Annotated in this window: 20 protein-coding genes; 11 read left to right on the top strand and 9 right to left on the bottom strand. The window is 60.0% G+C overall.

Going from position 1 to position 24795, the window contains the following annotated elements; all coding sequences use genetic code 11:
* Window positions 1–108: 108 nt before the first annotated feature.
* The 6 genes from tig to QWI20_RS16725 all read left to right on the top strand — a co-directional run bounded on the left by tig (window position 109) and on the right by QWI20_RS16725 (window position 8672).
* Window positions 109–1419 (top strand): trigger factor, encoded by a 1311-nt coding sequence (gene tig / locus QWI20_RS16750; RefSeq protein WP_369306395.1) that lies wholly within the window; start codon window positions 109–111, stop codon window positions 1417–1419.
* 91 nt (window positions 1420–1510) lie between these two features.
* A complete protein-coding gene (gene clpP / locus QWI20_RS16745) occupies window positions 1511–2152 on the top strand; it encodes an ATP-dependent Clp endopeptidase proteolytic subunit ClpP (RefSeq protein WP_122537614.1) in 642 nt (213 codons plus the stop codon).
* A gap of 115 nt (window positions 2153–2267) precedes the next feature.
* Window positions 2268–3551 (top strand): ATP-dependent Clp protease ATP-binding subunit ClpX, encoded by a 1284-nt coding sequence (gene clpX, locus QWI20_RS16740; protein ID WP_037013640.1) that lies wholly within the window; start codon window positions 2268–2270, stop codon window positions 3549–3551.
* Window positions 3552–3752: 201 nt separating this feature from the next.
* Entirely contained in the window at window positions 3753–6149 is a 2397-nt protein-coding gene (gene lon / locus QWI20_RS16735) for an endopeptidase La (protein WP_192174103.1), read from the top strand.
* 121 nt (window positions 6150–6270) lie between these two features.
* Window positions 6271–6558, top strand: a complete 288-nt coding sequence (locus tag QWI20_RS16730; RefSeq protein WP_272631174.1) for an HU family DNA-binding protein — start codon at window positions 6271–6273, stop codon at window positions 6556–6558.
* A gap of 239 nt (window positions 6559–6797) precedes the next feature.
* Window positions 6798–8672, top strand: coding sequence for a SurA N-terminal domain-containing protein (locus tag QWI20_RS16725; RefSeq protein ID WP_369306394.1), 1875 nt, complete (start codon window positions 6798–6800; stop codon window positions 8670–8672).
* Window positions 8673–9676: 1004 nt separating this feature from the next.
* On the opposite strand, the gene fabI is transcribed toward QWI20_RS16725, so the two are convergent.
* From fabI to gloB, 8 genes are all read right to left on the bottom strand, one after another.
* Window positions 9677–10471, bottom strand: a complete 795-nt coding sequence (fabI, locus tag QWI20_RS16720) for an enoyl-ACP reductase FabI (protein WP_037013635.1) — start codon at window positions 10469–10471, stop codon at window positions 9677–9679.
* A gap of 19 nt (window positions 10472–10490) precedes the next feature.
* The gene (locus QWI20_RS16715) at window positions 10491–12101 is read right to left on the bottom strand and encodes an ABC transporter ATP-binding protein (RefSeq protein WP_369306393.1); all 1611 of its coding nucleotides are present in this window, start codon (window positions 12099–12101) and stop codon (window positions 10491–10493) included.
* A 1-nt stretch (window position 12102) separates the two neighbouring features.
* A complete protein-coding gene (locus QWI20_RS16710) occupies window positions 12103–13122 on the bottom strand; it encodes an ABC transporter permease (protein ID WP_074891214.1) in 1020 nt (339 codons plus the stop codon).
* A gap of 1 nt (window position 13123) precedes the next feature.
* Window positions 13124–14197, bottom strand: a complete 1074-nt coding sequence (locus QWI20_RS16705; protein WP_122624745.1) for a microcin C ABC transporter permease YejB — start codon at window positions 14195–14197, stop codon at window positions 13124–13126.
* A 1-nt stretch (window position 14198) separates the two neighbouring features.
* The gene (locus tag QWI20_RS16700; protein ID WP_369306392.1) at window positions 14199–16109 is read right to left on the bottom strand and encodes an extracellular solute-binding protein; all 1911 of its coding nucleotides are present in this window, start codon (window positions 16107–16109) and stop codon (window positions 14199–14201) included.
* On the bottom strand, window positions 16106–17935 hold the full coding sequence (locus QWI20_RS16695; RefSeq protein ID WP_369306391.1) for an extracellular solute-binding protein: 1830 nt from the start codon (window positions 17933–17935) through the stop codon (window positions 16106–16108). The genes QWI20_RS16700 and QWI20_RS16695 overlap by 4 nt, the downstream gene beginning before the upstream one ends.
* 146 nt (window positions 17936–18081) lie before the next feature.
* Window positions 18082–19695 carry a LysM peptidoglycan-binding domain-containing protein gene (locus QWI20_RS16690; protein WP_369306390.1) on the bottom strand — a complete coding sequence of 538 codons (1614 nt, stop codon included), beginning with the start codon at window positions 19693–19695 and terminating at the stop codon, window positions 18082–18084.
* A gap of 99 nt (window positions 19696–19794) precedes the next feature.
* Complete coding sequence (gene gloB, locus QWI20_RS16685) at window positions 19795–20574, bottom strand: hydroxyacylglutathione hydrolase (RefSeq protein ID WP_369306389.1); 780 nt, start codon at window positions 20572–20574, stop codon at window positions 19795–19797.
* A 99-nt stretch (window positions 20575–20673) separates the two neighbouring features.
* Here gloB and QWI20_RS16680 point away from each other — a divergent pair, with 99 nt between their 5' ends.
* The 4 genes from QWI20_RS16680 (at window position 20674) to QWI20_RS16665 (ending at window position 23558) form a co-directional block, all read left to right on the top strand.
* A complete protein-coding gene (locus tag QWI20_RS16680; protein WP_065986459.1) occupies window positions 20674–21432 on the top strand; it encodes a class I SAM-dependent methyltransferase in 759 nt (252 codons plus the stop codon).
* 45 nt (window positions 21433–21477) lie between these two features.
* Window positions 21478–21930, top strand: a complete 453-nt coding sequence (gene rnhA / locus QWI20_RS16675) for a ribonuclease HI (protein ID WP_172611340.1) — start codon at window positions 21478–21480, stop codon at window positions 21928–21930.
* 222 nt (window positions 21931–22152) lie between these two features.
* On the top strand, window positions 22153–22899 hold the full coding sequence (dnaQ, locus tag QWI20_RS16670) for a DNA polymerase III subunit epsilon (protein ID WP_369306419.1): 747 nt from the start codon (window positions 22153–22155) through the stop codon (window positions 22897–22899).
* A gap of 92 nt (window positions 22900–22991) precedes the next feature.
* Window positions 22992–23558 carry a GNAT family N-acetyltransferase gene (locus QWI20_RS16665; RefSeq protein WP_369306388.1) on the top strand — a complete coding sequence of 189 codons (567 nt, stop codon included), beginning with the start codon at window positions 22992–22994 and terminating at the stop codon, window positions 23556–23558.
* An 81-nt stretch (window positions 23559–23639) separates the two neighbouring features.
* Here the strand turns inward: QWI20_RS16665 and QWI20_RS16660 are convergent, their stop codons facing one another.
* Entirely contained in the window at window positions 23640–23852 is a 213-nt protein-coding gene (locus tag QWI20_RS16660) for a hypothetical protein (protein ID WP_192174094.1), read from the bottom strand.
* Between the two features lie 331 nt (window positions 23853–24183).
* Here QWI20_RS16660 and QWI20_RS16655 point away from each other — a divergent pair, with 331 nt between their 5' ends.
* Window positions 24184–24747 carry an NADPH-dependent FMN reductase gene (locus tag QWI20_RS16655; RefSeq protein ID WP_369306387.1) on the top strand — a complete coding sequence of 188 codons (564 nt, stop codon included), beginning with the start codon at window positions 24184–24186 and terminating at the stop codon, window positions 24745–24747.
* Window positions 24748–24795: the final 48 nt, after the last annotated feature.

Genomic DNA, 24795 nt, shown 5'->3' with positions numbered 1-24795 from the left:
TTACCCTTATTCAGTAGGGTGACTTCTTGAGTTTGACCCACTAGAATGCTTGCCCTTGATTCTGGGGTCGGAAACGGCCGGCTAACGTCTGTGCAACGAGGAATATCAATGCAAGTTTCTGTTGAAAACACTTCCGCTCTCGAGCGCCGCATGACCATTGGCGTGCCCGCTGAGCGCATCGAGACTGAAGTCAACAAGCGTCTGCAGCAGACCGCACGTAAAGCCAAGATCCCGGGCTTCCGCCCAGGCAAAGTGCCTATGAGCGTGATCCGCCAGCGTTACGAAGACGGTGCTCGTCAAGAAGCACTGGGCGACCTGATCCAGGCGACCTTCTACGAAGCCGTCGTCGAGCAAAAGCTGAACCCGGCTGGCGCACCTTCCGTCGAGCCAAAGACCTTCGAAAAGGGCAAGGACCTCGAGTACATCGCTACTTTCGAAGTATTCCCTGAATTCACCGTTGCCGGTTTCGAGTCCATTTCCGTCGAGCGTCTGTCGGCTGACGTCGCTGATTCCGATCTGGACAACATGCTGGAAATCCTGCGCAAGCAGAATGTCAGCTTCGAAGTCGTTGACCGTGCGGCACAAAACGAAGACCAGTTGAACATCGACTTCGTCGGCAAGATCGACGGTGAAGCATTCGCTGGCGGTTCGGCCACCGGCACTCAGCTGGTGCTGGGTTCGGGTCGCATGATCCCGGGCTTCGAAGACGGTCTGGTCGGCGCCAAAGCCGGCGAAGAGCGCGTTCTGAACCTGACCTTCCCTGATGATTATCAGAATCTGGAACTGGCCGGCAAAACCGCCGAGTTCACCGTCACGGTCAACACCGTGTCGGCACCGACCCTGCCTGAGCTGAACGAAACGTTCTTCAAGCAGTTCGGCATCAAGGAAACCAACCTCGAAGGCTTCCGCACCGAAGTTCGCAAGAACATGGAGCGCGAGCTGCGTCAGGCCATCAAGTCCAAGGTCAAGAACCAGGTAATGGACGGTCTGCTGGCCGCCAACCCGATTGAAGTGCCTAAAGCGCTGCTGGAAAACGAAGTGAACCGTCTGCGCGTTCAGGCTGTTCAGCAGTTCGGCGGCAACATCAAGCCTGACCAACTGCCGGCAGAGCTGTTCGAAGAGCAGGCCAAGCGCCGCGTCGAACTGGGTCTGATCGTGGCTGAAGTCGTCAAGCAATTCGACCTCAAGCCTGACGACACCCGCGTTCGCGAGCTGATCCAGGAAATGGCTTCCGCTTATCAGGAGCCAGAGCAGGTTGTGGCCTGGTACTACAAGAACGAACAGCAAATGAACGAAGTTCGTTCGGTTGTGCTGGAAGAACAAGTTGTGGATACTGTTTTGCAGAAAGCGAGCGTGACCGACAAAGCGGTCTCGTACGAAGAGGCAGTCAAGCCGGTTGAAGCTCCACAAGCCGACTGATTTCCTTCTCTCGTTCGAAAACACCATAAGCCAGCCTTCGCGCTGGCTTATGCGTATTCAAGACATGACTATTTGGGAGTGAATGCGAGACATGTCCCGCAATTCTTATATTCAGCAGAACTCTGACATCCAGGCCGCTGGCGGCCTGGTCCCGATGGTTATCGAGCAGTCCGCCCGTGGCGAGCGCGCCTATGACATCTACTCCCGCCTGCTCAAGGAACGCGTCATTTTCCTCGTCGGTCCGGTTGAAGATTACATGGCCAACCTCATCTCGGCGCAGCTGCTGTTCCTTGAAGCGGAAAACCCGGACAAGGACATCCATCTTTACATCAACTCCCCAGGCGGTTCGGTGACTGCGGGCATGGCGATCTACGACACCATGCAGTTCATCAAGCCGGACGTTTCCACGACCGTGATGGGTCAGGCGTGCAGCATGGGCGCTTTCCTTCTGGCCGGTGGTGCCAAGGGCAAGCGTTTCGCACTGCCGAACTCCCGCGTCATGATTCACCAGCCGTTGGGCGGTTTTCAGGGCCAGGCGTCGGACATTGACATCCACGCGAAGGAAATCCTGTTCATCCGTCAACGTCTGAACGAACTGCTGGCGCACCACACCGGCCAGACCCTGGAAGCGATCGAACGCGACACCAACCGCGACAACTTCATGAGCGCCGAACGCGCTGCTGAATATGGTTTGGTGGACTCGGTGATCGACCGGCGTCAAATGACCAAATGATTGCGTGAAGGGCAATGATCCCGGGCGGTTGATACATCCGTGCCGCCTGTGGACTTGAAAAATCGAGCAATTGCCCTCATCTTGTGTTGCAAGCCTACCGGATTGGATCGATCGAATGACTGACACCCGCAACGGCGAGGACAACGGCAAACTGCTTTATTGCTCCTTCTGCGGCAAAAGCCAGCATGAAGTGCGCAAGTTGATTGCCGGCCCCTCGGTATTTGTTTGTGACGAGTGCGTCGACCTGTGCAACGACATCATCCGCGAGGAGGTGCAGGAAGCACAGGCCGAGAGCAGCGCGCATAAACTGCCATCGCCTAAAGAAATCAGCGGCATCCTTGACCAGTACGTCATTGGTCAGGAACGTGCCAAAAAGGTTCTCGCAGTAGCGGTGTACAACCACTACAAGCGGCTGAACCAGCGCGACAAGAAAAACGACGACGTTGAACTGGGCAAGAGCAACATCCTGCTGATCGGCCCGACGGGCTCCGGCAAGACCTTGCTGGCCGAGACGCTAGCACGTCTGCTCAACGTTCCGTTCACCATTGCCGATGCCACCACCCTGACCGAAGCCGGTTATGTGGGTGAGGACGTCGAGAACATCATTCAAAAGCTGTTGCAGAAGTGCGATTACGATGTCGAGAAGGCCCAGATGGGTATCGTCTACATCGACGAAATCGACAAGATTTCGCGCAAGTCCGACAACCCTTCCATCACTCGTGATGTGTCGGGCGAAGGCGTACAGCAAGCCTTGCTGAAGCTGATTGAAGGCACCGTGGCTTCCGTACCGCCTCAAGGTGGTCGCAAGCACCCACAGCAGGAATTCCTGCAGGTGGACACGCGCAATATCCTCTTCATCTGCGGCGGTGCGTTCTCTGGCCTGGAAAAGGTCATTCAGAATCGCTCTACCAAGGGCGGCATTGGTTTCAATGCCGAAGTACGCAGCAAGGAAGAGGGCAAGAAGGTCGGCGAGTCCCTGCGTGAAGTCGAGCCTGACGATCTGGTCAAGTTCGGTCTGATTCCGGAGTTCGTGGGTCGTCTGCCTGTTCTGGCGACGCTGGACGAGCTGGACGAAGCTGCGCTGATGCAGATTCTGACCGAGCCGAAGAACGCGCTGACCAAGCAATACGGCAAGCTGTTCGAGATGGAAGGCGTGGACCTCGAGTTCCGCCCGGATGCGCTGAAATCGGTAGCCCGTCGTGCGCTTGAGCGCAAGACCGGCGCTCGCGGTCTGCGCTCCATCCTCGAAGGCGTTCTGCTTGACACCATGTACGAGATCCCGTCGCAGTCCGACGTGAGCAAGGTGGTGATCGACGAGAGCGTGATCGAGGGCACCTCCAAGCCGCTGTTGATTTACGAAAACAGCGAGCCACCTGCCAAGGCGGCACCCGACGCGTAGCCTGCTGGCAACGCACAGGGCGACTGGAAACGAAAAGGGCCCTCGGGCCCTTTTCGCGTTTCCTTCAAAGCCGGTCCGCGTTTCCGAGTCCTTTCGCTTTAACTCAAGCCGGCGCTTGTTTTTTTAAGGTTCAACCCCCATCTTGATTTTCAGCTTATTTATATCTGTCCATGGCCTGAAGGCCGCCGTAGAGGCGAAATCATGAAGACGACCATTGAACTGCCTCTCTTGCCACTGCGCGATGTTGTGGTTTACCCGCATATGGTTATCCCGCTGTTCGTGGGGCGCGAGAAGTCGATCGAGGCCCTTGAAGCGGCGATGTCCGGCGACAAGCAGATCTTGCTGCTGGCGCAACGGAACCCGGCCGACGACGATCCCGGTGAAGAGGCGCTGTACAACGTTGGCACCGTTGCCACCGTGTTGCAGCTCCTGAAGCTGCCGGACGGCACTGTGAAGGTTCTGGTCGAAGGCGAACAGCGTGGCTCGGTCGAGCGCTTCATTGAGGTCGACGGCCACTGCCGCGCCGAGGTTGCGCTGATCGATGAAGTCGACGCGCCGGATCGTGAATCCGAAGTCTTCGTTCGCAGCCTCCTGGCTCAGTTCGAACAATACGTACAGCTGGGCAAAAAAGTCCCGGCTGAAGTGCTTTCCTCCCTCAACAGCATTGATGAGCCGGGTCGTCTGGTCGACACCATGGCTGCCCACATGGCGCTGAAGATCGAGCAGAAGCAGGAAATTCTCGAAATCATTGACCTGTCGGCCCGTGTTGAGCACGTGCTGGCGTTGCTGGATGCCGAAATCGACTTGCTGCAGGTCGAGAAGCGCATCCGCGGTCGCGTGAAAAAGCAGATGGAGCGCAGTCAGCGCGAGTACTACCTGAATGAGCAGATGAAGGCCATTCAGAAGGAGCTCGGCGACAGCGAGGAAGGTCATAACGAAATCGAGGAGCTGAAAAAGCGCATCGATGCCGCCGGCCTGCCCAAAGACGCGATGACCAAGGCCACCGCCGAGTTGAACAAGCTCAAGCAGATGTCGCCGATGTCTGCCGAGGCCACCGTCGTTCGCTCCTACATCGACTGGCTGGTCCAGGTCCCGTGGAAGGCACAAAGCAAGGTCCGCCTGGACCTCGCCCGCGCGGAAGACATCCTCGACGCCGATCACTATGGTCTGGACGAAGTCAAAGAGCGGATCCTCGAATACCTCGCCGTTCAAAAGCGCGTGAAGAAAATTCGTGGCCCGGTGCTGTGCCTGGTCGGTCCTCCTGGCGTGGGTAAAACCTCGCTGGCCGAATCGATTGCCCACGCCACCAACCGCAAGTTCGTCCGTATGGCCCTTGGGGGCGTGCGCGATGAAGCTGAGATTCGCGGTCACCGTCGCACCTACATCGGTTCGATGCCAGGCCGTCTGATCCAGAAAATGACCAAGGTCGGTGTGCGCAACCCGCTGTTCCTGCTCGATGAAATCGACAAGATGGGCAGCGACATGCGCGGTGACCCGGCGTCGGCGTTGCTGGAAGTGCTCGACCCCGAGCAAAACCACAACTTCAACGACCATTACCTGGAAGTCGATTACGACCTGTCCGACGTGATGTTCCTGTGCACCGCCAACTCGATGAATATTCCGCCGGCGCTGCTCGACCGCATGGAAGTCATCCGTCTGCCTGGTTACACCGAAGACGAGAAGATCAACATCGCGACCAAGTACCTCTCGCCCAAGCAGATTGCTGCCAACGGCTTGAAGAAAGGCGAGATCGAGTTCGAAGTCGAGGCGATTCGCGACATCATCCGGTATTACACCCGTGAAGCCGGCGTGCGTAGCCTTGAGCGTCAAATCGCCAAGGTGTGCCGCAAGGCGGTCAAGGAACACGCTCACGAGAAGCGTTTTTCCGTGACCGTGACAGCGGACATGCTCGAGAACTTCCTGGGCGTGCGCAAATTCCGTTATGGCCTGGCCGAGCAGCAGGACCAGGTGGGCCAAGTGACCGGTCTGGCCTGGACGCAGGTCGGCGGCGAGCTGCTGACCATCGAAGCGGCGGTTGTTCCGGGCAAGGGTCAATTGATCAAGACCGGTTCGCTGGGTGATGTGATGGTCGAGTCGATTACTGCCGCGCTGACTGTTGTGCGTAGCCGTGCGAAGAGCCTGGGCATCCCTCTGGACTTCCATGAGAAGCGCGACACGCACATCCATATGCCGGAAGGCGCGACGCCAAAAGACGGCCCGAGCGCAGGCGTAGGCATGTGCACAGCGCTGGTGTCGGCACTGACGGGGATTCCGGTCCGAGCCGACGTGGCCATGACGGGTGAAATCACCCTGCGCGGACAGGTACTGGCTATCGGTGGTCTCAAGGAGAAATTGCTGGCCGCTCACCGTGGTGGCATCAAGACAGTGATCATCCCCGAAGAGAACGTGCGAGATCTCAAAGAGATCCCGGACAACATCAAGGCCGACCTGCAGATCAAACCGGTTAAATGGATTGACGAGGTCCTCCAAATTGCGCTGCAATACGCGCCGGAGCCCTTGCCGGACGTGGCTCCCGAGATGGTTGCCAAGGATGAAAAGCGCGAGTCTGACGCCAAGGAGAGGATCAGCACGCATTAGTCTGGGAGGCCTTCCTTGACAGGTTTTTGGAGCCCTTGCTATAAAGCGGCTCTTCAAGCCTGTTCAGGCCGCTCAGTGTTCGTTTGGTTACACCAAAAAAAACTTAGAAATACTCAAATATATAAGGGGACTTAGAGTGAACAAGTCGGAACTGATTGATGCCATCGCCGCATCCGCTGACATCCCGAAAGCTGCTGCTGGCCGTGCGCTGGACGCTGTAATCGAATCCGTCACTGGCGCTCTCAAGGCTGGCGACTCTGTTGTACTGGTAGGCTTCGGCACTTTCTCCGTCACTGATCGTCCTGCCCGTACCGGCCGTAACCCTCAGACCGGTAAAACCCTGGAAATTCCAGCGGCCAAGAAACCAGGCTTCAAAGCCGGTAAAGCTCTGAAAGAAGCCGTCAACTAAGTTTCTTTTTACTTTGCCCGCCCAGGACAGCGTTATCTCTGTTCGGGGCGTGAAGCGGCAAGTGCGGTTGCTCAAGCGCTGGACTGTCACTCGGGGAACGCACATCGAACCCCGCCCGCTTTGCAAGTTACGAGAAGGCGCATCCTCGGATGCGCCTTTCTTCTATCCGGATTCAACCCACGCTCCGCGTTACCGTGTGCAGCAGCCTGGTGAGTCGAGTACAACCCTCTGGGGGATACATGCTGCAGAATATCAGGGACAATTCACAGGGATGGATTGCCAAAACCATCATCGGGGTCATCATCGCTCTGATGGCCCTGACCGGGTTCGATGCCATTTTCCGCGCCACCAGCCACTCGCAGGATGCTGCGAAGGTCAATGGCGAAGAAGTCACCCAGGCTGAACTGGGTCAAGCGGTTGAAATGCAACGCCGACAGCTGATGCAACAGCTGGGCAAGGATTTCGACCCTGCAATGCTCAACGAAAAGATGCTGCGTGATTCGGCCCTCAAAGGCTTGATCGACCGCAAGCTGCTGTTGCAGGGCGCCGCTGATTCGAAGTTCGGCTTCTCCGAAGCCGCGCTGGATCAGCAAATGTTGCTGACCCCTGAATTTCAGGTCGACGGTAAATTCAGCGCTGATCGCTTCGATCAGGTCATTCGCCAGCTCGGTTATTCCCGTCTGCAGTTCCGCCAGATTCTGGGTCAGGAAATGCTGATCGGCCAGATTCGTGCCGGTATCGGCGGCAGTGCGTTCGTCACTGACGCCCAGGTCGACGCCTTTGCCCGCCTGGAAAAACAGACCCGTGATTTCGCCACCTTGACCCTGCCGGCCGACCCGTCGAGCGTGAAAGTCACCGACGATGAGATCAAGGCGCACTACGACCAGCACGCGAAAGAGTTTCTGAGTCCTGAGCAAGTGGTGCTCGACTATATCGAACTGAAGAAGTCTTCGTTCTTCGACAAGGTGTCAGTGAAGGATGAAGACCTGCAGGCGGCTTATCAGAAAGAGATCGCCAACCTGGCCGAGCAGCGCCGCGCGGCGCACATCCTGATCGAAGTCAACGACAAGACCACGGACGCTCAGGCCAAAGCCAAGATCGAAGAAATCCAGCAGCGCGTGGCCAAAGGCGAAGATTTTGCTGCGCTGGCCAAGGAGTTCTCTCAGGATCCGGGCTCGTCCACCAAGGGCGGTGACTTGGGCTACGCCGGCAAGGGTGTCTATGACCCGGCCTTTGAAGACGCGCTGTACGCGCTGAACAAGGATCAGGTTTCCGCCCCTGTTCGCAGTCAGTTCGGCTGGCACTTGATCAAGCTGCTGGGCGTTGAAGCGCCGTCGGTGCCGACATTCGCCAGCCTGAAGGAGAAGCTGACCCACGAGCTGAAGTCTCAGCAGGTCGAGCAGAAGTTCGTCGATGCGAGCAAGAAGCTGGAAGATGCTGCGTTCGAAGCGTCGGATCTGTCGCAGCCGGCTCAGGACCTGGGTCTGAAAGTGCAGACGACTGCCCCGTTTGGTCGTGAGGGTGGCGAAGGCATTGCAGCCAACCGTGCGGTGATTCAGGCGGCTTTCAGTCCGGAAGTGATGGAAGAAGGTTCCAACAGTTCTGCGCTGGAGCTGGATCCGGAGACCGTGGTGGTGGTGCATGTCAAAGAGCACCGTCAGCCTGACCAATTGCCACTGGAGGCGGTGTCGGCGCCAATTCGTGCGCAACTGGCGAAAGAACATGCCAGCGATGCGGTGAAGGCCAAGGGCGAGGCGCTGCTGGCAGGCCTGCGTGACGGCAAGGTGCCGTATGCGGCGACCAAGCAGGAAGGCCAGAGCTGGAAGGTCGTGGAAGCGGCCTCACGCAGCCAGGAGGGTGTTGATCCTCAGGTGCTGCAGGCGGTGTTCCGTATGCCGAAGCCGGAAGGCAAGGACAAGCCGGTTTATGGCAGCCAGACGGCAGCGGATGGCAGCTTTGTGATTGTGCGTCTGAACGGCGTGAATCAGGCGGCTCCGGCGTCGGATGAGGAGAAGAGCCAGTACCGTCGTTTCCTGTCATCCCGTGAGGGTCAGCAGGATTTCGCGGCCTACCGTAAGCAGTTGGAAGCGGCGGCGAAGATCGAGAAGTATTGATCGACGCAGAACGCTGCTAACAGAAAGCCCCGACTCGCGAGAGTCGGGGCTTTTTTGTGTCTCGTGAAAGCGTGAAAGGGGACTGATTTATTTACAACGCTTCACCGTAAATTAATCTGTCCCCTGGTCTGCGGCGCGGCTTACTGCGCCAGGATCAAAGGCTTCTGCCTCACGGCAGACATTTCGCCTTCGGCGAGTTACTTGGAAAAGCACCCCAAGTAACCAAGGGTGCTTGCTCCTGGTTTGGCCCTTCCTTCGTCAGGGTTCCTTCACTCCGGTCCCGCTCCGTGGGCTCGCGCCGAACGGACATCCCTGTCCTGACGGCGCTCTCGCCGCATCCATGCGGCTCGGCCCACTGCGCGAGACCTGCGTTCAGCCTGCACCCAAGTCGCGATTGGCGGTGTCTGGATCTTTTGTGTTTGAAGATCAAGATCAAAAGCAGATCAACAGCTTCCCGGCTGAAGCCGGTCCCACAATGTGTACGCGGTGTGCTTTTTAGTGGGACCGGCTTTAGCCGGGAAGCCTTTGATCTACCTGCTTTGCTGCTGATTTTGATCTTCGTGCACATAACGCCCAGACGACTCCTATCGCGACTTGGGTGCAGGCCGAACGCAGACGACGCGTAGTGGGCCGAGCGGCATGGATGCCGCGAGAGCGCCGTCAGGACATGGATGTCCGTTCGGCGCGGGCCCACGGAGCGTCGTCGGAGTGAGGGAATTCCGACGTAGGAGGAACCTAGCCAGGAGCATGCACCCTTGGTTACTTGGGGTGCTTTTCCAAGTAACTCGCCGGAGGCGAAATATCTGCCATTAGGCAGATCCAGTCAGCGCCACCGTGATCTCGAATTCTCACGTCGAAAGCAGCGCCAAACGTAGGACGAAAAAAAACGGCAGATCATTCAGCCTCAGGGCCGTCTGATCCACCGTTTTCGCCAGCGAACAGGCGCTTGCAGGTCTTGCGACCGTCTTCAGAGCGTCATCACGCTGAAAACGGGCAGGCAACCATCAACCTTCCAGATCACCCATCGCCGTGGTGTTGAAACCACCGTCGACGTACATGATCTCGCCACTGACACCGGACGCCAGGTCAGAGCACAGGAACGCGCCAGCGTTACCCACTTCTTCAATGGTCACGTTGCGACGCAATGGAGTCTGGGCTTCGTTAGCCGCCAGCATTTTGCGGAAGTTCGAAATACCCGACGCCGCGAGGGTACGGATCGGACCAGCCGATACTGCGTTGACGCGGGTACCTTCCGGGCCGAGGCTGCGGGCCAGGTAACGGACGCCGGCTTCAAGGCTGGCCTTGGCCATGCCCATCACGTTGTAGTTCGGCATGGTGCGCTCTGCGCCCAGGTACGACAGCGTCAGCAGGCTGCCGTTACGGCCCTTCATCAGGTCGCGGCCGGCTTTGGCCAGGGCCACAAAGCTGTAGGCGCTGATGTCGTGAGCGATACGGAAACCTTCACGGGTGGTGGCTTGGGTGAAGTCACCGTCCAGCTGGTCGCCCGGCGCGAAGCCCACGGAGTGCACGATGCAGTCCAGGCCGTCCCACTTCTTGCTCAACTCTTCGAAGACCTTGGCGATTTCTTCGTCGCTGGCGACGTCGCAAGGGAAGCACAGATCAGCGTTCGAACCCCAGCTCTCGGCGAATTCCTCGACGCGCTTCTTGAGTTTTTCGTTCTGATACGTGAAGGCAAGCTCAGCGCCCTCGCGGTGCATGGCGGCAGCGATACCGGATGCGATGGACAATTTGCTGGCGACACCGACGATCAGGACGCGCTTACCGGCGAGAAAACCCATTGTTTTGTTCCTCTTCAGGTTAATCGACAGCTGCCGGCGCCAAGAAGGCGGCCTCCAGCAGCTGCTGTGTATAAGGATGTTGCGGTGCAGCGAAGATGTCTTCTGCCACACCCTGTTCGACCACTTGGCCTTGCTTGACCACCATCAGCTGGTGGCTTAACGCCTTGACCACCGCCAGATCGTGGCTGATGAACAAATACGTCAGGTTGTACTTGGTTTGCAGGGAGCGTAACAGCTCCACCACTTGACGCTGAACGGTGCGGTCGAGGGCCGAAGTCGGCTCGTCCAGCAAAATCAGCGCCGGTTTTAACACTAATGCCCGGGCAATGGCGATCCTTTGCCGTTGTCCCCCGGAAAACTCATGGGGGTAGCGGTGCCGGGTCGCCGGATCAAGACCCACTTCCTTGAGCGCTTCGACCACCGCCGCTTCCTGCTCCACCGGCGTGCCCATCTTGTGGATCCGCAGGCCTTCGCCAACGATGTCACACACTGACATGCGCGGGCTGAGGCTGCCGAACGGGTCCTGAAACACCACCTGCATCTGCCGCCGCAGCGGCCTGACCTGGTGCTGATTCATTCCCGCGAGCGACTGCCCGTGAAAGCGTATCTCGCCTTCGCTGCGAATCAACCGCAGGATCGCCAGGCCCAGCGTCGATTTGCCCGAGCCGCTCTCGCCGACAATCCCCAGCGTCTGGCCCTTGGGCAGACTGAAGTGAATGCCGTCGACCGCCTTGACGTGATCGACCGTGCGCTTGAACACGCCTTTCTTGATCGGAAACCAGACCCGCAGGTCCTCGACCTCCAGCATTGGCGCGCCCGGCGGGTTGTTCGCCGGCCCGCCTTTGGGCTCTGCGCTGAGCAGTTCCCGGGTGTACGGATGCTGCGGCGCGCGGAACAGCTCTTCGCACGATGCCTGTTCGACGATGCAACCGCGCTGCATGACACATACTCGGTTGGCAATTTGCCGGACGACGTTCAAATCGTGGCTGATCAGCAGCAAGGCCATGCCCAGCCGGGCCTGCAATTCCTTGAGCAGCTCGAGGATTTTGAGCTGCACCGTGACGTCCAGCGCCGTGGTCGGCTCATCGGCGATCAACAGCTCGGGCTCGTTAGCCAGGGCCATCGCAATCATGACTCGCTGACGCTGGCCACCGGACAGCTCGTGGGGCAGGGCTTTCAGGCGCTTGGCCGGTTCCGGAATGCCCACCAGATCCAGCAGCTCCAGCGTCCGTCGCGTCGCGGCTTTGCCGGTCAGGCCCTTGTGCAGACCGAGCACTTCGTTGATCTGCTTTTCGATGGACTGCAGCGGGTTCAGCGAGGTCATCGGCTCCTGGAAGATCATTGCGATGCGATTGCCGCGAATGCCCCGCAGGCGTTTCTCACTGACTTTCAGCAGGTCGTCACCCGCGTAGCGAATCGTCCCGGTCGGGTGCCGCGCCAGCGGGTAGGGCAGCAATCGCAGGATCGAGTGGGCGGTGACTGACTTGCCCGATCCGCTTTCGCCGACCAGCGCCAGGGTTTCGCCCTTGCGGATGTCGAAGCTGATGCCCTCGACCACCCGCTGCACGTTGGTGCCGTTCACGAATTCGACGGAGAGGTCGCGGATCTCGACCAGATTGTCCTGATTCATCTCATTTCCTCGGGTCGAATGCGTCGCGGGCGGATTCGCCAATGAACACCAGCAGGCTCAACATGATCGCCAGCACGGCGAAGGCACTGATGCCCAGCCACGGTGCCTGCAGGTTGGATTTGCCTTGCGCCACCAGTTCGCCCAAGGACGGCGAGCCAGCGGGCAGGCCGAAGCCGAGGAAGTCCAGCGCGGTCAGGGTGCCGATCGCGCCGGTGAGGATGAACGGCATGAAAGTCATGGTCGAGACCATCGCGTTGGGCAGGATGTGGCGGAACATGATCGCGCCGTTCTCCATGCCCAGCGCCCGGGCGGCGCGCACGTATTCGAGATTGCGGCCCCGCAGAAACTCGGCGCGCACCACGTCCACCAGGCTCATCCACGAAAACAGCAGCATGATGCCCAGCAGCCACCAGAAGTTGGGCTGGACGAAGCTGGCGAGGATGATCAGCAAATACAGCACTGGCAGCCCGGACCAGATTTCCAGGAAGCGCTGGCCGATCAGATCGACCCAGCCGCCGTAGAAACCCTGCAGCGCCCCGGCGATCACGCCGATGATCGAACTGAGGATCGTCAGCGTCAGGGCGAACAGCACCGACACGCGGAAGCCGTAGATCACCCGCGCCAGCACGTCACGGCCCTGATCGTCGGTGCCCAGCAGGTTCTCCCGCGAGGGCGGGGCAGGGGCCGGGACTTTCAGGTCGTAGTTGATGCTCTGGTAGCTGAACGGAATCGGTGCCCACAGCGTCCAGCCGTCTTTGGCCGCCAGCAGCTCCTTGATGTACGGGCTCTTGTAGTTCGCCTCCAGCGGGAACTCGCCGCCGAAGGTGGTTTCCGGGTAGCGCTTGAACACCGGGAAGTACCACTCGCCGTCGTAGCGCACGGCCAGGGGTTTGTCGTTGGCGATGAGCTCGGCGCCCAGGCTGGCGCCGAACAGAATCAGAAACAGCCACAGCGACCACCAGCCACGCTTGTTGGCCTTGAAGCGTTCGAAGCGGCGTCGATTGAGAGGGGACAGCGTCATATCAATGATCCCTGCGGTCGAAGTCGATGCGTGGGTCAACCAGCGTGTAGGTCAGGTCGCCGATCAGTTTCACCACCAGCCCCAGCAGGGTGAAGATGAACAGTGTGCCGAACACCACCGGGTAATCGCGGTTGATCGCGGCTTCGAAGCTCATCAGGCCAAGGCCGTCGAGGGAAAAGATCACTTCCACCAGCAGGGAACCGGTAAAGAAGATGCCAATGAACGCCGACGGGAAACCCGCGATCACCAGCAGCATGGCGTTGCGGAATACGTGGCCGTAAAGCACACGGCGTTGGGTCAGGCCCTTGGCCTTGGCGGTGATCACGTACTGCTTGCCGATTTCATCGAGAAAGCTGTTTTTCGTCAGCAGGGTCATGGTGGCGAAGTTGCCGATGACCAGCGCGGTGATCGGCAGCACCAGGTGCCAGAAGTAGTCGCCCACTTTGCCCAGCCAGCTCATCTCATCGAAGTTGCTCGACGTTAATCCGCGCAACGGGAACCAGTCGAAATAGCTGCCACCGGCAAACACCACGATCAGCAGGATGGCGAACAGGAACGCCGGGATGGCGTAGCCGACGATGATCGCCGAGCTGGTCCACACGTCGAAATGGCTGCCATGGCGCGTTGCTTTGGCGATCCCCAGCGGGATCGACACCAGGTACATGATCAAGGTGCTCCACAGCCCGAGGGAGATCGACACCGGCATCTTCTCGACGATCAGGTCGATGACCTTGGCGTCCCTAAAGAAACTGTCGCCGAAATCCAGATGGGCGTAGTTCTTGACCATGATCCACAAGCGTTCCGGCGCCGATTTGTCGAAGCCGTACATGTGCTCGATTTCTTTGATCAGGCTCGGGTCCAGGCCCTGTGCGCCGCGATAGGTCGAGCCGGCCACCGAGACTTCCGCGCCGCCGCCGGCGATGCGGCTGGTGGCGCCTTCGAAGCCTTCGAGCTTGGCGATCATCTGCTCCACCGGACCGCCGGGCGCCGCCTGGATGATGACGAAGTTGATCAGCAGGATGCCGAACAGGGTCGGGATGATCAGCAACAGACGCCGCAGAATATAGGCCAGCATGTTATCGCTCCGTGCCTTTTGGCTGGTCGGTTTCAGGCTGGGCTGCTTCAGGCTCGGCGGCGTCCGGCGCGGCCTGCACGGGAATGGCCGGCGTCGCGTCGGGTTTGACCCACCAGGTCACGGTGCCGATGTCGTAAAGCGGGGTTTTGCCCGGATGACCCAGGTGATCCCAGTACGCCACGCGCCAGGTCTTGATGTGCCAGTTCGGGATCACGTAGTAGCCCCACAGCAGCGCACGGTCGAGGGCGCGGGTGTGGTCGATCAGGCTCTGGCGCGAGTCGGCGTTGATCAAACCGTTCACCAGCGTGTCGACCGCCGGGTCCTTGAGGCCGATCACGTTGTAGCTGCCCGGCTTGTCGGCTGCAGAGGAATCCCAGTATTCGCGCTGCTCGTTCCCCGGCGAACTCGATTGCGGGAAACTGCCGACGATCATGTCGTAGTCCCGTGAGCGGCGGCGGGTGATGTACTGGGAGACGTCGACACGGCGGATTTCCAGGTCAATGCCGATGTCGGCCAGGTTGCGTTTGTACGGCAGCAGCACGCGCTCGAATTCGGTCTGGGCAAGCAAAAACTCGATGGTGACGGGCTTGCCTTCGGTGTCGACCATCTTGTCGCCAACGATCTTCCAGCCGGCTTCCTTGAGCAGCTGGAACGCCTTGCGCTGTTGCTCGCGGTTGATGCCGCTGCCATCGGTGACCGGCAGTTTGAATGCCTCGGTGAACACCGATTCCGGCAGCTTGCCGCGCAGAGGTTCGAGAATCTTCAGCTCGGCCGGCGTCGGCAGGCCTTTGGCGCCCATGTCGGAATTGTCGAAATAGCTTTTGGTACGGGTGTAGCTGCCGAAGAACAGCTGCTTGTTGGTCCACTCGAAGTCGAGCAACAGGCTGAGGGCCTGACGCACCCGCACGTCCTGGAACATCGGTTTGCGCAGATTGAAGATAAAGCCCTGCATGCCCTGTGGATTGCCGTTGGGGATTTCTTCCTTGATCAGACGACCTTCTCTGACCGCCGGAACGTCGTAGGCCGTCGCCCAGTTCTTCGCCGCCATTTCCTGCCAGTAGTCGAAGGCACCGGCTTTCAGTGCTTCGAGGGCCACCGTGTTGTCGCGGTAGTAGTCGGTGGACAGCCGGTCGAAGTTGTAGAAGCCTTTGTTGATCGGCAGGTCCTTGCCCCAGTAATCCTTGACCCGCTCGTAGCGCACCGAGCGCCCGGCCTTGACCTCGACCACTTTGTACGGCCCGCTGCCCAGTGGAATTTCCAGGTTGCCCTTGCTGAAGTCTCGGGTTGCCCACCAATGCTTGGGCAGCACCGGCAACTGGCCAAGGATCAGCGGCAGTTCGCGGTTGTTGTTGTGCTTGAACTTGAACAGCACCGTGGTCGGGTTTTCGGCGACGGCTTGATCGACGTCCGCGTAGTAACTGCGGTAGAGCGGGGAGCCGTCCTTGATCAGGGTCTCGAAGCTGAACACCACGTCTTCGGCGCGGACCGGATGGCCGTCGTTGAATTTCGCTTCCGGGCGCAGGTAGAAGCGCACCCAGCTGTTATCCGGGGCCTTTTCGATCTTGCCGGCGATCAGCCCGTACTCGGTGAACGGCTCGTCCAGGCCCTGCCGGGCGAGGGTGTCGTAGATCAGGCCGATGTCGCCGGCCGGCACGCCTTTGCTGATGAACGGATTGAGGCTGTCGAAGCCGCCAAAACCGGCGCTGCGCAGGATCCCGCCTTTGGGCGCGTCCGGGTTCACGTAATCGAAATGCTTGAAGTCGGCCGGGTATTTTGGCGCTTCGTTGTACAGGGTGATGGCGTGTTGCGGAGCCGCCTGGGTTGCACAGGTCACGCCCAGCAGCAGCGGGGCGAGCACGAACGGACTCAGAAACAGGCCGCCGGCGCGGGTCAGGGAGCGCAGGGCAGTCATTGGGTTTTCTCCGAAGGCTTGAGCCACCACGCACGCAGGCCCAGGGTGTAGGGCGGGGTGGTGACCATGGCGAACCGGTTGCGGTACGCCAGACGATGATTATTGAGGTACCAGTTGGGGATCATGTAGTGCTGCCACAGCAACACGCGATCCAGGGCGCGGGTGGCCGCCACCTGGTCATCCCGGGTTTTTGCCGCCAGCAACTGGTTGAGCAGGTTGTCGACCACCGGGTTGGCAACACCCGCGTAATTTTTGCTGCCTTTGATGTTGGCCTGGCTGGAATGGAAGTACTGCCATTGCTCCAGCCCCGGACTCAAGGTCTGGTTCAGGGTCATCAGAATCATGTCGAAATCGAACTGGTCCAGCCGCTGTTTGTATTGGGCGCGGTCAACGGTGCGCAGGTGCACGTTGACGCCGATCCGCGTGAGGTCTTCGATGTAGGGCTGCAGGATTCGTTCTAGATTGGGATTGACCAGAAGTATTTCGAAACGCAACGGCTGGCCGGCGCTGTTGGTCAGGCCGCGCTCGGTGAATGTCCAGCCGGCGTCGGCCAGCAGCCCCAGCGCCTTGCGAATGGAATCCCGGGGCACGCCGCCGCCGTCGGTTTTCGACACAGCGAAGGGCTGGGTGAACAGCCTGGCCGGCAACTGCTCGCGGTAGGGCGCGAGCATGAGGAATTCGCGGCCGGCGGGCAGCCCGCTGGAGGTGAATTCGCTGTTGGGGTAGTAGCTGGTCGAGCGCATGTAGGCGTCGTTGAACAGCGTGCGGTTGGTCCACTCGAAGTTGAACATCAGCCCCAGCGCTTCGCGCACGCGGATGTCGGCGAACGCGCCGCGGCGGGTGTTCATGAACAGCCCTTGGGTCTGGGTGGGGATCTGGTGCGGGATCTGCGCCTTGATCACCTTGCCCTCAGTCACCGCCGGGAAGTCGTAACCGGTGAGCCAGTTCTTCGCCTGATGCTCGATGTAGATGTCGAACTCACCGGCCTTGAACGCTTCGAACGCCACATCGGCGTCGCGGTAGAACTCCACTTCCACCCGGTTGAAGTTGTACTTGCCGCGGTTGACCGGCAGGTCCTTGCCCCAGTAATCCTTCACGCGCTCAAACACCAGACTGCGCCCCGGCCGCACCTGGGTGATGCGATACGGGCCACTGCCCAACGGGGGCTCGAAGGAGGTGGCCTTGAAGTCGCGGTTCTTCCAGTAGTGCTGCGGCAGGACCGGCAGCTCGCCGAGGCGCAGAATCAGTAATGGATTGCCGGAGCGCTTGAACACGAAACGAATGCGGTGGCGGTTGAGGATGTCCACCCGCTGCACTTCCTGCAACGCGGTGCGGTACTGCGGGTGACCGTCCTTCAGCAGCGTTCTGTAGGAAAACGCCACGTCGTAGGCGGTGATGGGCTTGCCGTCGTGAAAGCGCGCTTCGGGGCGCAAGTTGAACACGACCCAGCTGCGGTCGTCGCTGTACTCGACGGTTTTGGCGATCAGGCCATAACTGGAGGTCGGTTCATCGCCGGAGGGGTCGTACTGGCCGGTGCCGACCATGAGCGGTTCGTTCAGCTCACTGACGCCGTACTGGCCGAAGTTGGCCGTCGAAATCGGGCTGCTGCCCTTGAAGGTGTAGGGATTGAGGGTATCGAACGTGCCGTTGGCCATGATTCGCAGGGTGCCAGCCTTCGGCGCCTCAGGATTGACCCAGTCGAAATGCGTGAAGCTGGCAGGGTACTTGAGGACGCCGAATTGTGCGTAACCATGGCTTTCGCTGATGGTCGCGGCGGCTGTCGTGCTCAAGACCAGGCTGAAAGTCAGCAGCAGGTGACGTATCAAGTCGGCGGTCGATCCAGGCAGCGGTCGGTCACAGTAACAGCTTGTATCGGCTGGAAAAAGGGTGGGGCGGGCGGCTGGAGGGTGCCGACCCAGGCGAGAGTCTGTGGGAGCGAGCTGGCTCCCACGAGGGCGCGGCGGGCGCTAGATCAATGGGGCAAATAAACCGTCAGTGTCTGCCCTGGCTTGAGCGCCTGGCCGCTGCGCGGATTCCAGCGCTTGAGGTGCTGCATTTCGACGTTGAAGCGTTTGGCGACGAGGTACATCGAGTCGCCTTTCTGGATCTTGTACTGCATCGATTTCTTGCCGGCGTCTTCGCCTCTGGCGCTGCTGTCAGCCTTGGCCACGGCACGGGAGCTGGCTTTCGCCGGTTTGCTGTTGTCCTGCATGACCAGGGTCTGGCCGACCTTGAGGTTCTGGCCGGACAGCTTGTTCCAGTGCTGCAAATCCTTGACGTCGACCTTGTTGATGCGCGCGATCTGCACCAGATTATCGCCCTTCTTCACCCTGTAGCTGCGGGTGCGCGCGGGCTTCTCGTCCACCTCGGCGACTTCCTCGAACACCGGCATCGCATACTGCATGCCCGGCTGCACCGGAATCGTCAGCGCCTGGCCGCGTTTCACCTGGTTGCCGGACAGCTTGTTGATGTCCTTGAGGGTGCTGGTCGAGACCTTGTAGCGACTGGCGATGCTGGCCAGGCTGTCGCCCGGACGTACGCGGTATTGCTGCCAGTCGACCAGCTCTTCGGGCTTCATGTTCGACAGGTTGGTGGTCAGCAACTGGGATTTCGACGTGGGCACCAGCAAGTGCTGAGGGCCGTCGATGGTCAGGCGCTTCTTGAACGCAGGGTTCAGCTGCACCAGCTCGTCTTCGTCGATGTTTGCCATGGCCGCGACTTTCGACAGGTCCATGCGCTGATTCAGCTCGACCACCTGGAAGTACGGCTTGTTGTCGATCGGGTTGAGGTTGACGCCATAGGCGTCCGGCGACATGACCACCTGGGACAGCGCCAGCAGTTTCGGCACGTAGTCGCGGGTCTCTTGCGGCAGCGGCAGGTTCCAGTAATCGGTGGGCAGGTTGAGCTTTTCGTTGCGTTCGATGGCGCGGCTGACCGTGCCTTCGCCGGCGTTATAGGCTGCCAGTGCGAGCAGCCAGTCGCCGTTGAACATGTCGTGCAGCTTGGTCAGGTAATCCAGCGCTGCCGTGGTGGACGCCGTGATGTCTCGGCGACCGTCGTAGAAATTGGTCTGGCGCAGGTTGAAGTAGCGGCCGGTGGACGGAATGAACTGCCAGATCCCCGCTGCATCGCTGCGCGACAAGGCCATCGGGTTGTACGCGCTCTCGATCACCGGCAGCAGTGCCAGCTCGAGAGGCATGTTGCGCTCTTCCAGTCGCTCGACAATGTAGTGCATGTACAAGCTGCCGCGGTTACCGGCCGTTTCGAGGAACGACGGGTTATTCGCGTACCAGAGGCGTTGCTGATCGATGCGCGGGTTGAGGTCGTTGCCGTCTTGCAGCTGGAAACCCTGACGCATGCGCTCCCAGACATCATGGGGCGGGGCCAGCGGCACAGGTTTGCGCGCGATATAAACAGGTTTGGGTTTGGTGCTGGCGACGGGATGTGCAGCACTGGCGCCGTTGCCGGATTCATGGCCGCCGGTGCTCAGGCAGCCTGCCAGTGTCGCGCTCGCGACGACCGCGATTGCCTGGGCCAACCGAGTCAATGTGTCGGAATTGAAGGTTTTACGTATAGATGACGACATTGGCTGGGGGATAGTTCCAGGCGAAAATGTCGGGCGATTCTAGAAAGCGGCTGCTGAACGGTCAACCTTTCAGAATTTCCGTGCTGATTCGCCGCCTGTTTAGAACTTATCTTTCCATGCCCGCAGCACCGCAAAGACCTCTGTGGGCGTTGCGTTGTGGGTTCCGCTCCGTTCGTCTGCTTTTTGTTTCACGGAGATGACGGAGGCTCGCAGAAAAGGATTGGTCGTGCGCTCGAGCGCCAGCGTCGACGGCACGCTGATGCGGTTTTGCGCGCGCCATTGCGTCACTTGCTCGAAGCGCTGCAGCACGTCGGCATTCTCCGGCTCGACCGCCACGGCAAAGCGCAGATTGCTCAGGGTGTATTCGTGGGCGCAGTAGACGAGGGTGCTGTCGGGCAGCTCGGCGAGCCGGCTCAGGGAGTGATGCATCTGCTGCGGGGTGCCTTCGAACAACCGGCCGCAACCGGCGGCGAACAGCGTGTCGCCGCAGAACAGTAGCGGCTGCTGCGCGTCGGCGTGGTAAAAGGCGATGTGGCCCAAGGTGTGTCCGGGGACTGCATGGACGGCAAATGTCAGGCCGAGTACGGTGAGCTGATCGTTGTCGGACAGGGCTACATCCCGCGCTGGAATATTCTCGTTGGCCGGGCCGTAGACCTTGGCGCCGGTCAGTGTTTTCAGTTGCGCGACGCCGCCGGTGTGGTCCGCGTGGTGATGGGTGATGAGAATGTCGGTCAGGCGCCAGTCCGGGTTGCGCTCAAGCCAGGCAATGACGGGGGCGGCATCACCCGGGTCCACCACGGCGCAGCGCTTGGCGGCATTGTCTTGTAACAACCAGATGTAGTTATCGCTGAAAGCGGGCAGGGCATCGACCTGTATCATGGCGCGGTTCGCTTGGCTGGAAACATAGAGAAGCATCTTAGGGTCTGAACAGACTCGAGGCGAGTCTCTATCGCAATGACCCTCTCATGGAGACCGGAAATGACCGATGAAGCGTTCGCCCAGGCCGATCCCGAGTGGCTTGAGCTGATCAGCGCAGCCCGCGACTGGCTGTCCGGGCCCCTGGGGCAGTTGTTGCTGGAAGAAGAAAGCCGTGTGCTGGAACAAGAGCTCGAGCGTTTTTTCGGCGGCTATCTGGTGCATTACGGCCCGTCGGCACAAACGCCGCCGGCGGCGAAGCAAGTGCAGCGCAACGTGCGGCTGGGCGCGCCGTTGCCGGGCGTTGAAATTGTTTGCGAAGAGCAGGCCTGGCCGTTGAGCGAGCACGCCGCCGATGTGGTGGTCATGCAGCACGGTCTGGATTTCTGCCTGTCGCCCCACGGTTTGTTGCGCGAAGCCGCCAGCAGCGTGCGTCCCGGCGGGCATCTGGTGATCGTCGGCATCAACCCCTGGAGCACCTGGGGCATCCGCCATTTTTTCGCCAATGACGCCCTGCGCAGGGCCCGCTGCATCTCGCCTTCACGGGTCGGCGACTGGCTCAACCTGCTGGGCTTCGCGCTGGAGAAACGGCGCTTCGGGTGCTATCGTCCGCCGCTCGCTTCGCCCAAGTGGCAGGCCCGTCTGGCCGGACTCGAACGTCTCGGCGATGGCTGGCAAAGTCCCGGCGGCGGCTTCTATCTATTGATCGCGCGCAAGATGAGTGTGGGGCTGCGGCCTGTGCGCATGCCGCGTCGCGAGCCGATGGGCAAACTGCTGCCGCTGCCGATGGCCAAGGTCAATCGGCGCACGCCCGAGCCTTGATTCACAGGCAGGCGCCACGCTTTCTCAATTTCTGGAAACATCGTAATGAGCGATACCGTAGAACTTTTCACCGATGGCGCCTGCAAGGGCAACCCGGGTCCCGGCGGCTGGGGCGCGTTGCTGGTGTGCAAAGGCGTCGAAAAAGAACTCTGGGGCGGTGAAGCCAACACCACCAACAATCGTATGGAGCTGCTCGGCGCCATTCGCGGGCTGGAAGAGCTGAAGCGTCCCTGTGAAGTGATCCTGGTGACCGACTCGCAGTACGTGATGAAAGGCATCACCGAGTGGATGACCAACTGGAAGAAGCGCGGCTGGAAGACAGCAGCGAAGGAACCGGTTAAAAATGCCGATCTGTGGAAGCAACTGGACGAGCAGGTCAGCCGGCACAACGTGAGCTGGAAGTGGGTGCGCGGGCATATCGGCCATCCCGGCAACGAACGCGCCGACCAGTTGGCCAACCGCGGTGTGGATGAAGTGCGCGGCATCAAGCACGCTTGATGACAGTCGTGAACGGTGACGCCGGATAAAACTGTGAGAGCGAGCTTGCTCGCGAAAAGATATTTCTGCCATCAGGGACCCCGTGGATGGATCGGCCCTTCGCGAGCAAGCTTGCTCCCACACTGGCAGGTGCGGTCTGGCAAGGTTGCGCACATCCCAAAACCCCCATGCTAATATCCGCGCCTGAAGCTGAGGCGGTAGGCAATGACTGTACAAAACATCATCACTGAACGAAGGGTCGTCCTCGATACCGAGACCACCGGTATGCCCGTTACCGACGGCCACCGGGTCATCGAAATCGGCTGCGTCGAGCTGATTGGCCGGCGTCTGACCGGGCGGCATTTCCACGTTTACCTGCAACCGGACCGTGAGAGTGACGAGGGCGCCATCGGCGTTCACGGCATCACCGACCAGTTCCTCATCGGCAAACCGCGTTTCGCCGAAGTCGCCGATGAATTCTTCGAGTTCATCAAAGGCGCTCAGCTGATCATCCACAACGCGGCGTTCGACGTCGGCTTTCTGAACAACGAATTTGCCCTGATCGGCCAGCACGATCGCGCCAACCTCAGCAGCTATTGCACCATCCTCGACACCCTGGCCATGGCCCGCGAGCGGCATCCGGGCCAGCGCAACAGCCTCGACGCCCTGTGCAAACGCTACGACGTCGACAACTCCGGCCGCGACCTGCACGGCGCCCTGCTCGACTCCGAGATTCTCGCGGAAGTCTATCTGGCGATGACCGGTGGCCAGACGACCCTGTCGCTGGCGGGCAACAACGATGGCGAGGGCGGTGCCGACCGTCCTTCCGAGATACGCAGGATCGCCAACCGCACGCCGGGCCGCATCATCGTCGCCAGCGAGTCCGAGCTGGCGGAGCACGAAGCACGTCTGGCCGTGATCGCCAAATCCGCCGGTGCCCCGGCCCTGTGGACCCAGTTGATCGAGGCGCAGACTCAGGCCGAAGCCTGACGATGGCAGCGGCGTTCAAGGCCCTGCTTGCGTCAAGCGGCGGCCTTGATAGAAGGTGATGTCGATCCCGGTAATGGTGCAGGAGGCCCATGGTGAAAACGTCCAGCCCGACTTTCAGCATTCGTGTCGCTGACGAGTGCTTCGAGGATTACATCCTCAACAGCGAATTCACGTTCACGGTCACCGGCTATGCGCGGGTGCAGATCGGCGAGCCAGTGGCGCATTGGCAAGTGGATACGGTCGAGCCTTACCTGAAAAACTACGGCATCGATTCCGAAGAGTTCTGCAATTATCGGGACGCCGCAGACAGCACTGTGCTGGTGGCCTGGCTCGATGAACAGCCTGTCGGCCATGTGGTGGTCAGCCAGCACTGGAACGGTTTCGCCCACATCGACGAGCTGGCGGTCGACACCGGGGCGCGGCGCAACGGCGTGGCGCAAAAGCTGCTGGACGTGGCGCAGTTCTGGAGCCGCAAGCGTGGTTTGCCGGGCATCACCCTGGAAACCCAGAACAATAATCTGGCGGCGTGCCGGTTATATGAGCGCTACGGGTTTGTGGTCGGCGGGGTGGATCATCTGCGGTACCGGGCGATAGACCCGGGTACGCAAGAGGCGGCGATTTTCTGGTATCTGCTGTTCGACGCGCCGGTCGTCGATTGAAGCCGCAAGCCCTTATGGCCTGACTCGCGGCCGCGCAAAGTGAGCGGCCTGTGTGTCAAGAGCCGGGCTTGCAGCAGCGCCTCAGCGCTCTCTTGTCAGTACGACCTTGCTTTGAATCAACTCGAATTCCTCTCCGCTCAAGTGCTTGACGCGGTCGCCAATGGCCAGGCGATAAGTTGAAACGGGCTCCTTGCCATCAGCCTCATCGGGCTGTGATTCACGGAATTCATGCACCGAGTAAACGCGTCCCTCCGCGTCCCGCGCATGAAATTGCCCAACTAGAACTGAAGCCATTTGCTTTGTAACCTCTGGAAATAACTGCTCGTTTTCGCTCGCATCCTAACACCGCGAGTGAATAAACCGTGTCCGCTTGTAAGGTAATTCCCAAATTTCTATCAGGACCTTATTCGCCTAAGGCTGTCAGACCGCGGTTTTCAGGGGGAGTTTTCGGCCCTCGGAAAAATAGTGGCGACCGACGGCAGCGCGGCCCGCGCGACGCGCATGCGCCGATAACCCACGCTACAGCATCGAACGTTTCGATGATCAGCAACGGAAAAACAACACAGAATTGCGCACATGTTTCATCTATAACTGTTATCTCCTCCAACAGCAGAAGGTCCGTTTCATGAGCCAGGTTCATTCGATTGCAGTCATCGTCGGCAGCTTGAGGAAAGATTCCATCAACCGCAAAGTGGCCCGTGCACTGGCCGAACTGGCGCCGCCAAGCCTGAAACTGAGCATCGTCGAAATCGGCGACCTGCCGCTTTATAACGAAGACATCGACCATGATTCACCGCCTGCTGCTTACACCGCCTTCCGTCAGGCCTTGCAGGGTGCAGACGGGTTTCTGTTCGTTACCCCGGAATACAACCGCTCGGTGCCGGGCGCGCTGAAAAACGCCATCGACGTCGGCTCGCGCCCCTACGGCAAAAGCGCCTGGGGCAGTGCGAAGCCGGCGGCGGTGGTCAGTGCGTCGCCGGGTGCGATCGGCGGTTTTGGTGCCAATCAGCATTTGCGCCAGTGCTTCGTGTTCCTCGACGTGCTGTGCATGCAGCAGCCGGAAGCGTACCTGGGCAACGCGGGCACCTTCTTTGACGAACACGGCAAGCTGAGCGAGAAGACCCGCCCGTTCCTGCAGAACATCATTGATGCATTCGCCGGCCATGTTGAGCGCACCCTGAAAGTCTGATCGGCTGGACTGTCTTCTGATGAAAAGGCCTGCACGCCACTCAACGTG

Origin of the sequence: Pseudomonas sp. W2-17 (assembly GCF_041060445.1) — a bacterium.
Taxonomy (GTDB): Bacteria; Pseudomonadota; Gammaproteobacteria; order Pseudomonadales; family Pseudomonadaceae; genus Aquipseudomonas.
This window is presented reverse-complemented; position numbering and strand designations above follow the sequence as displayed.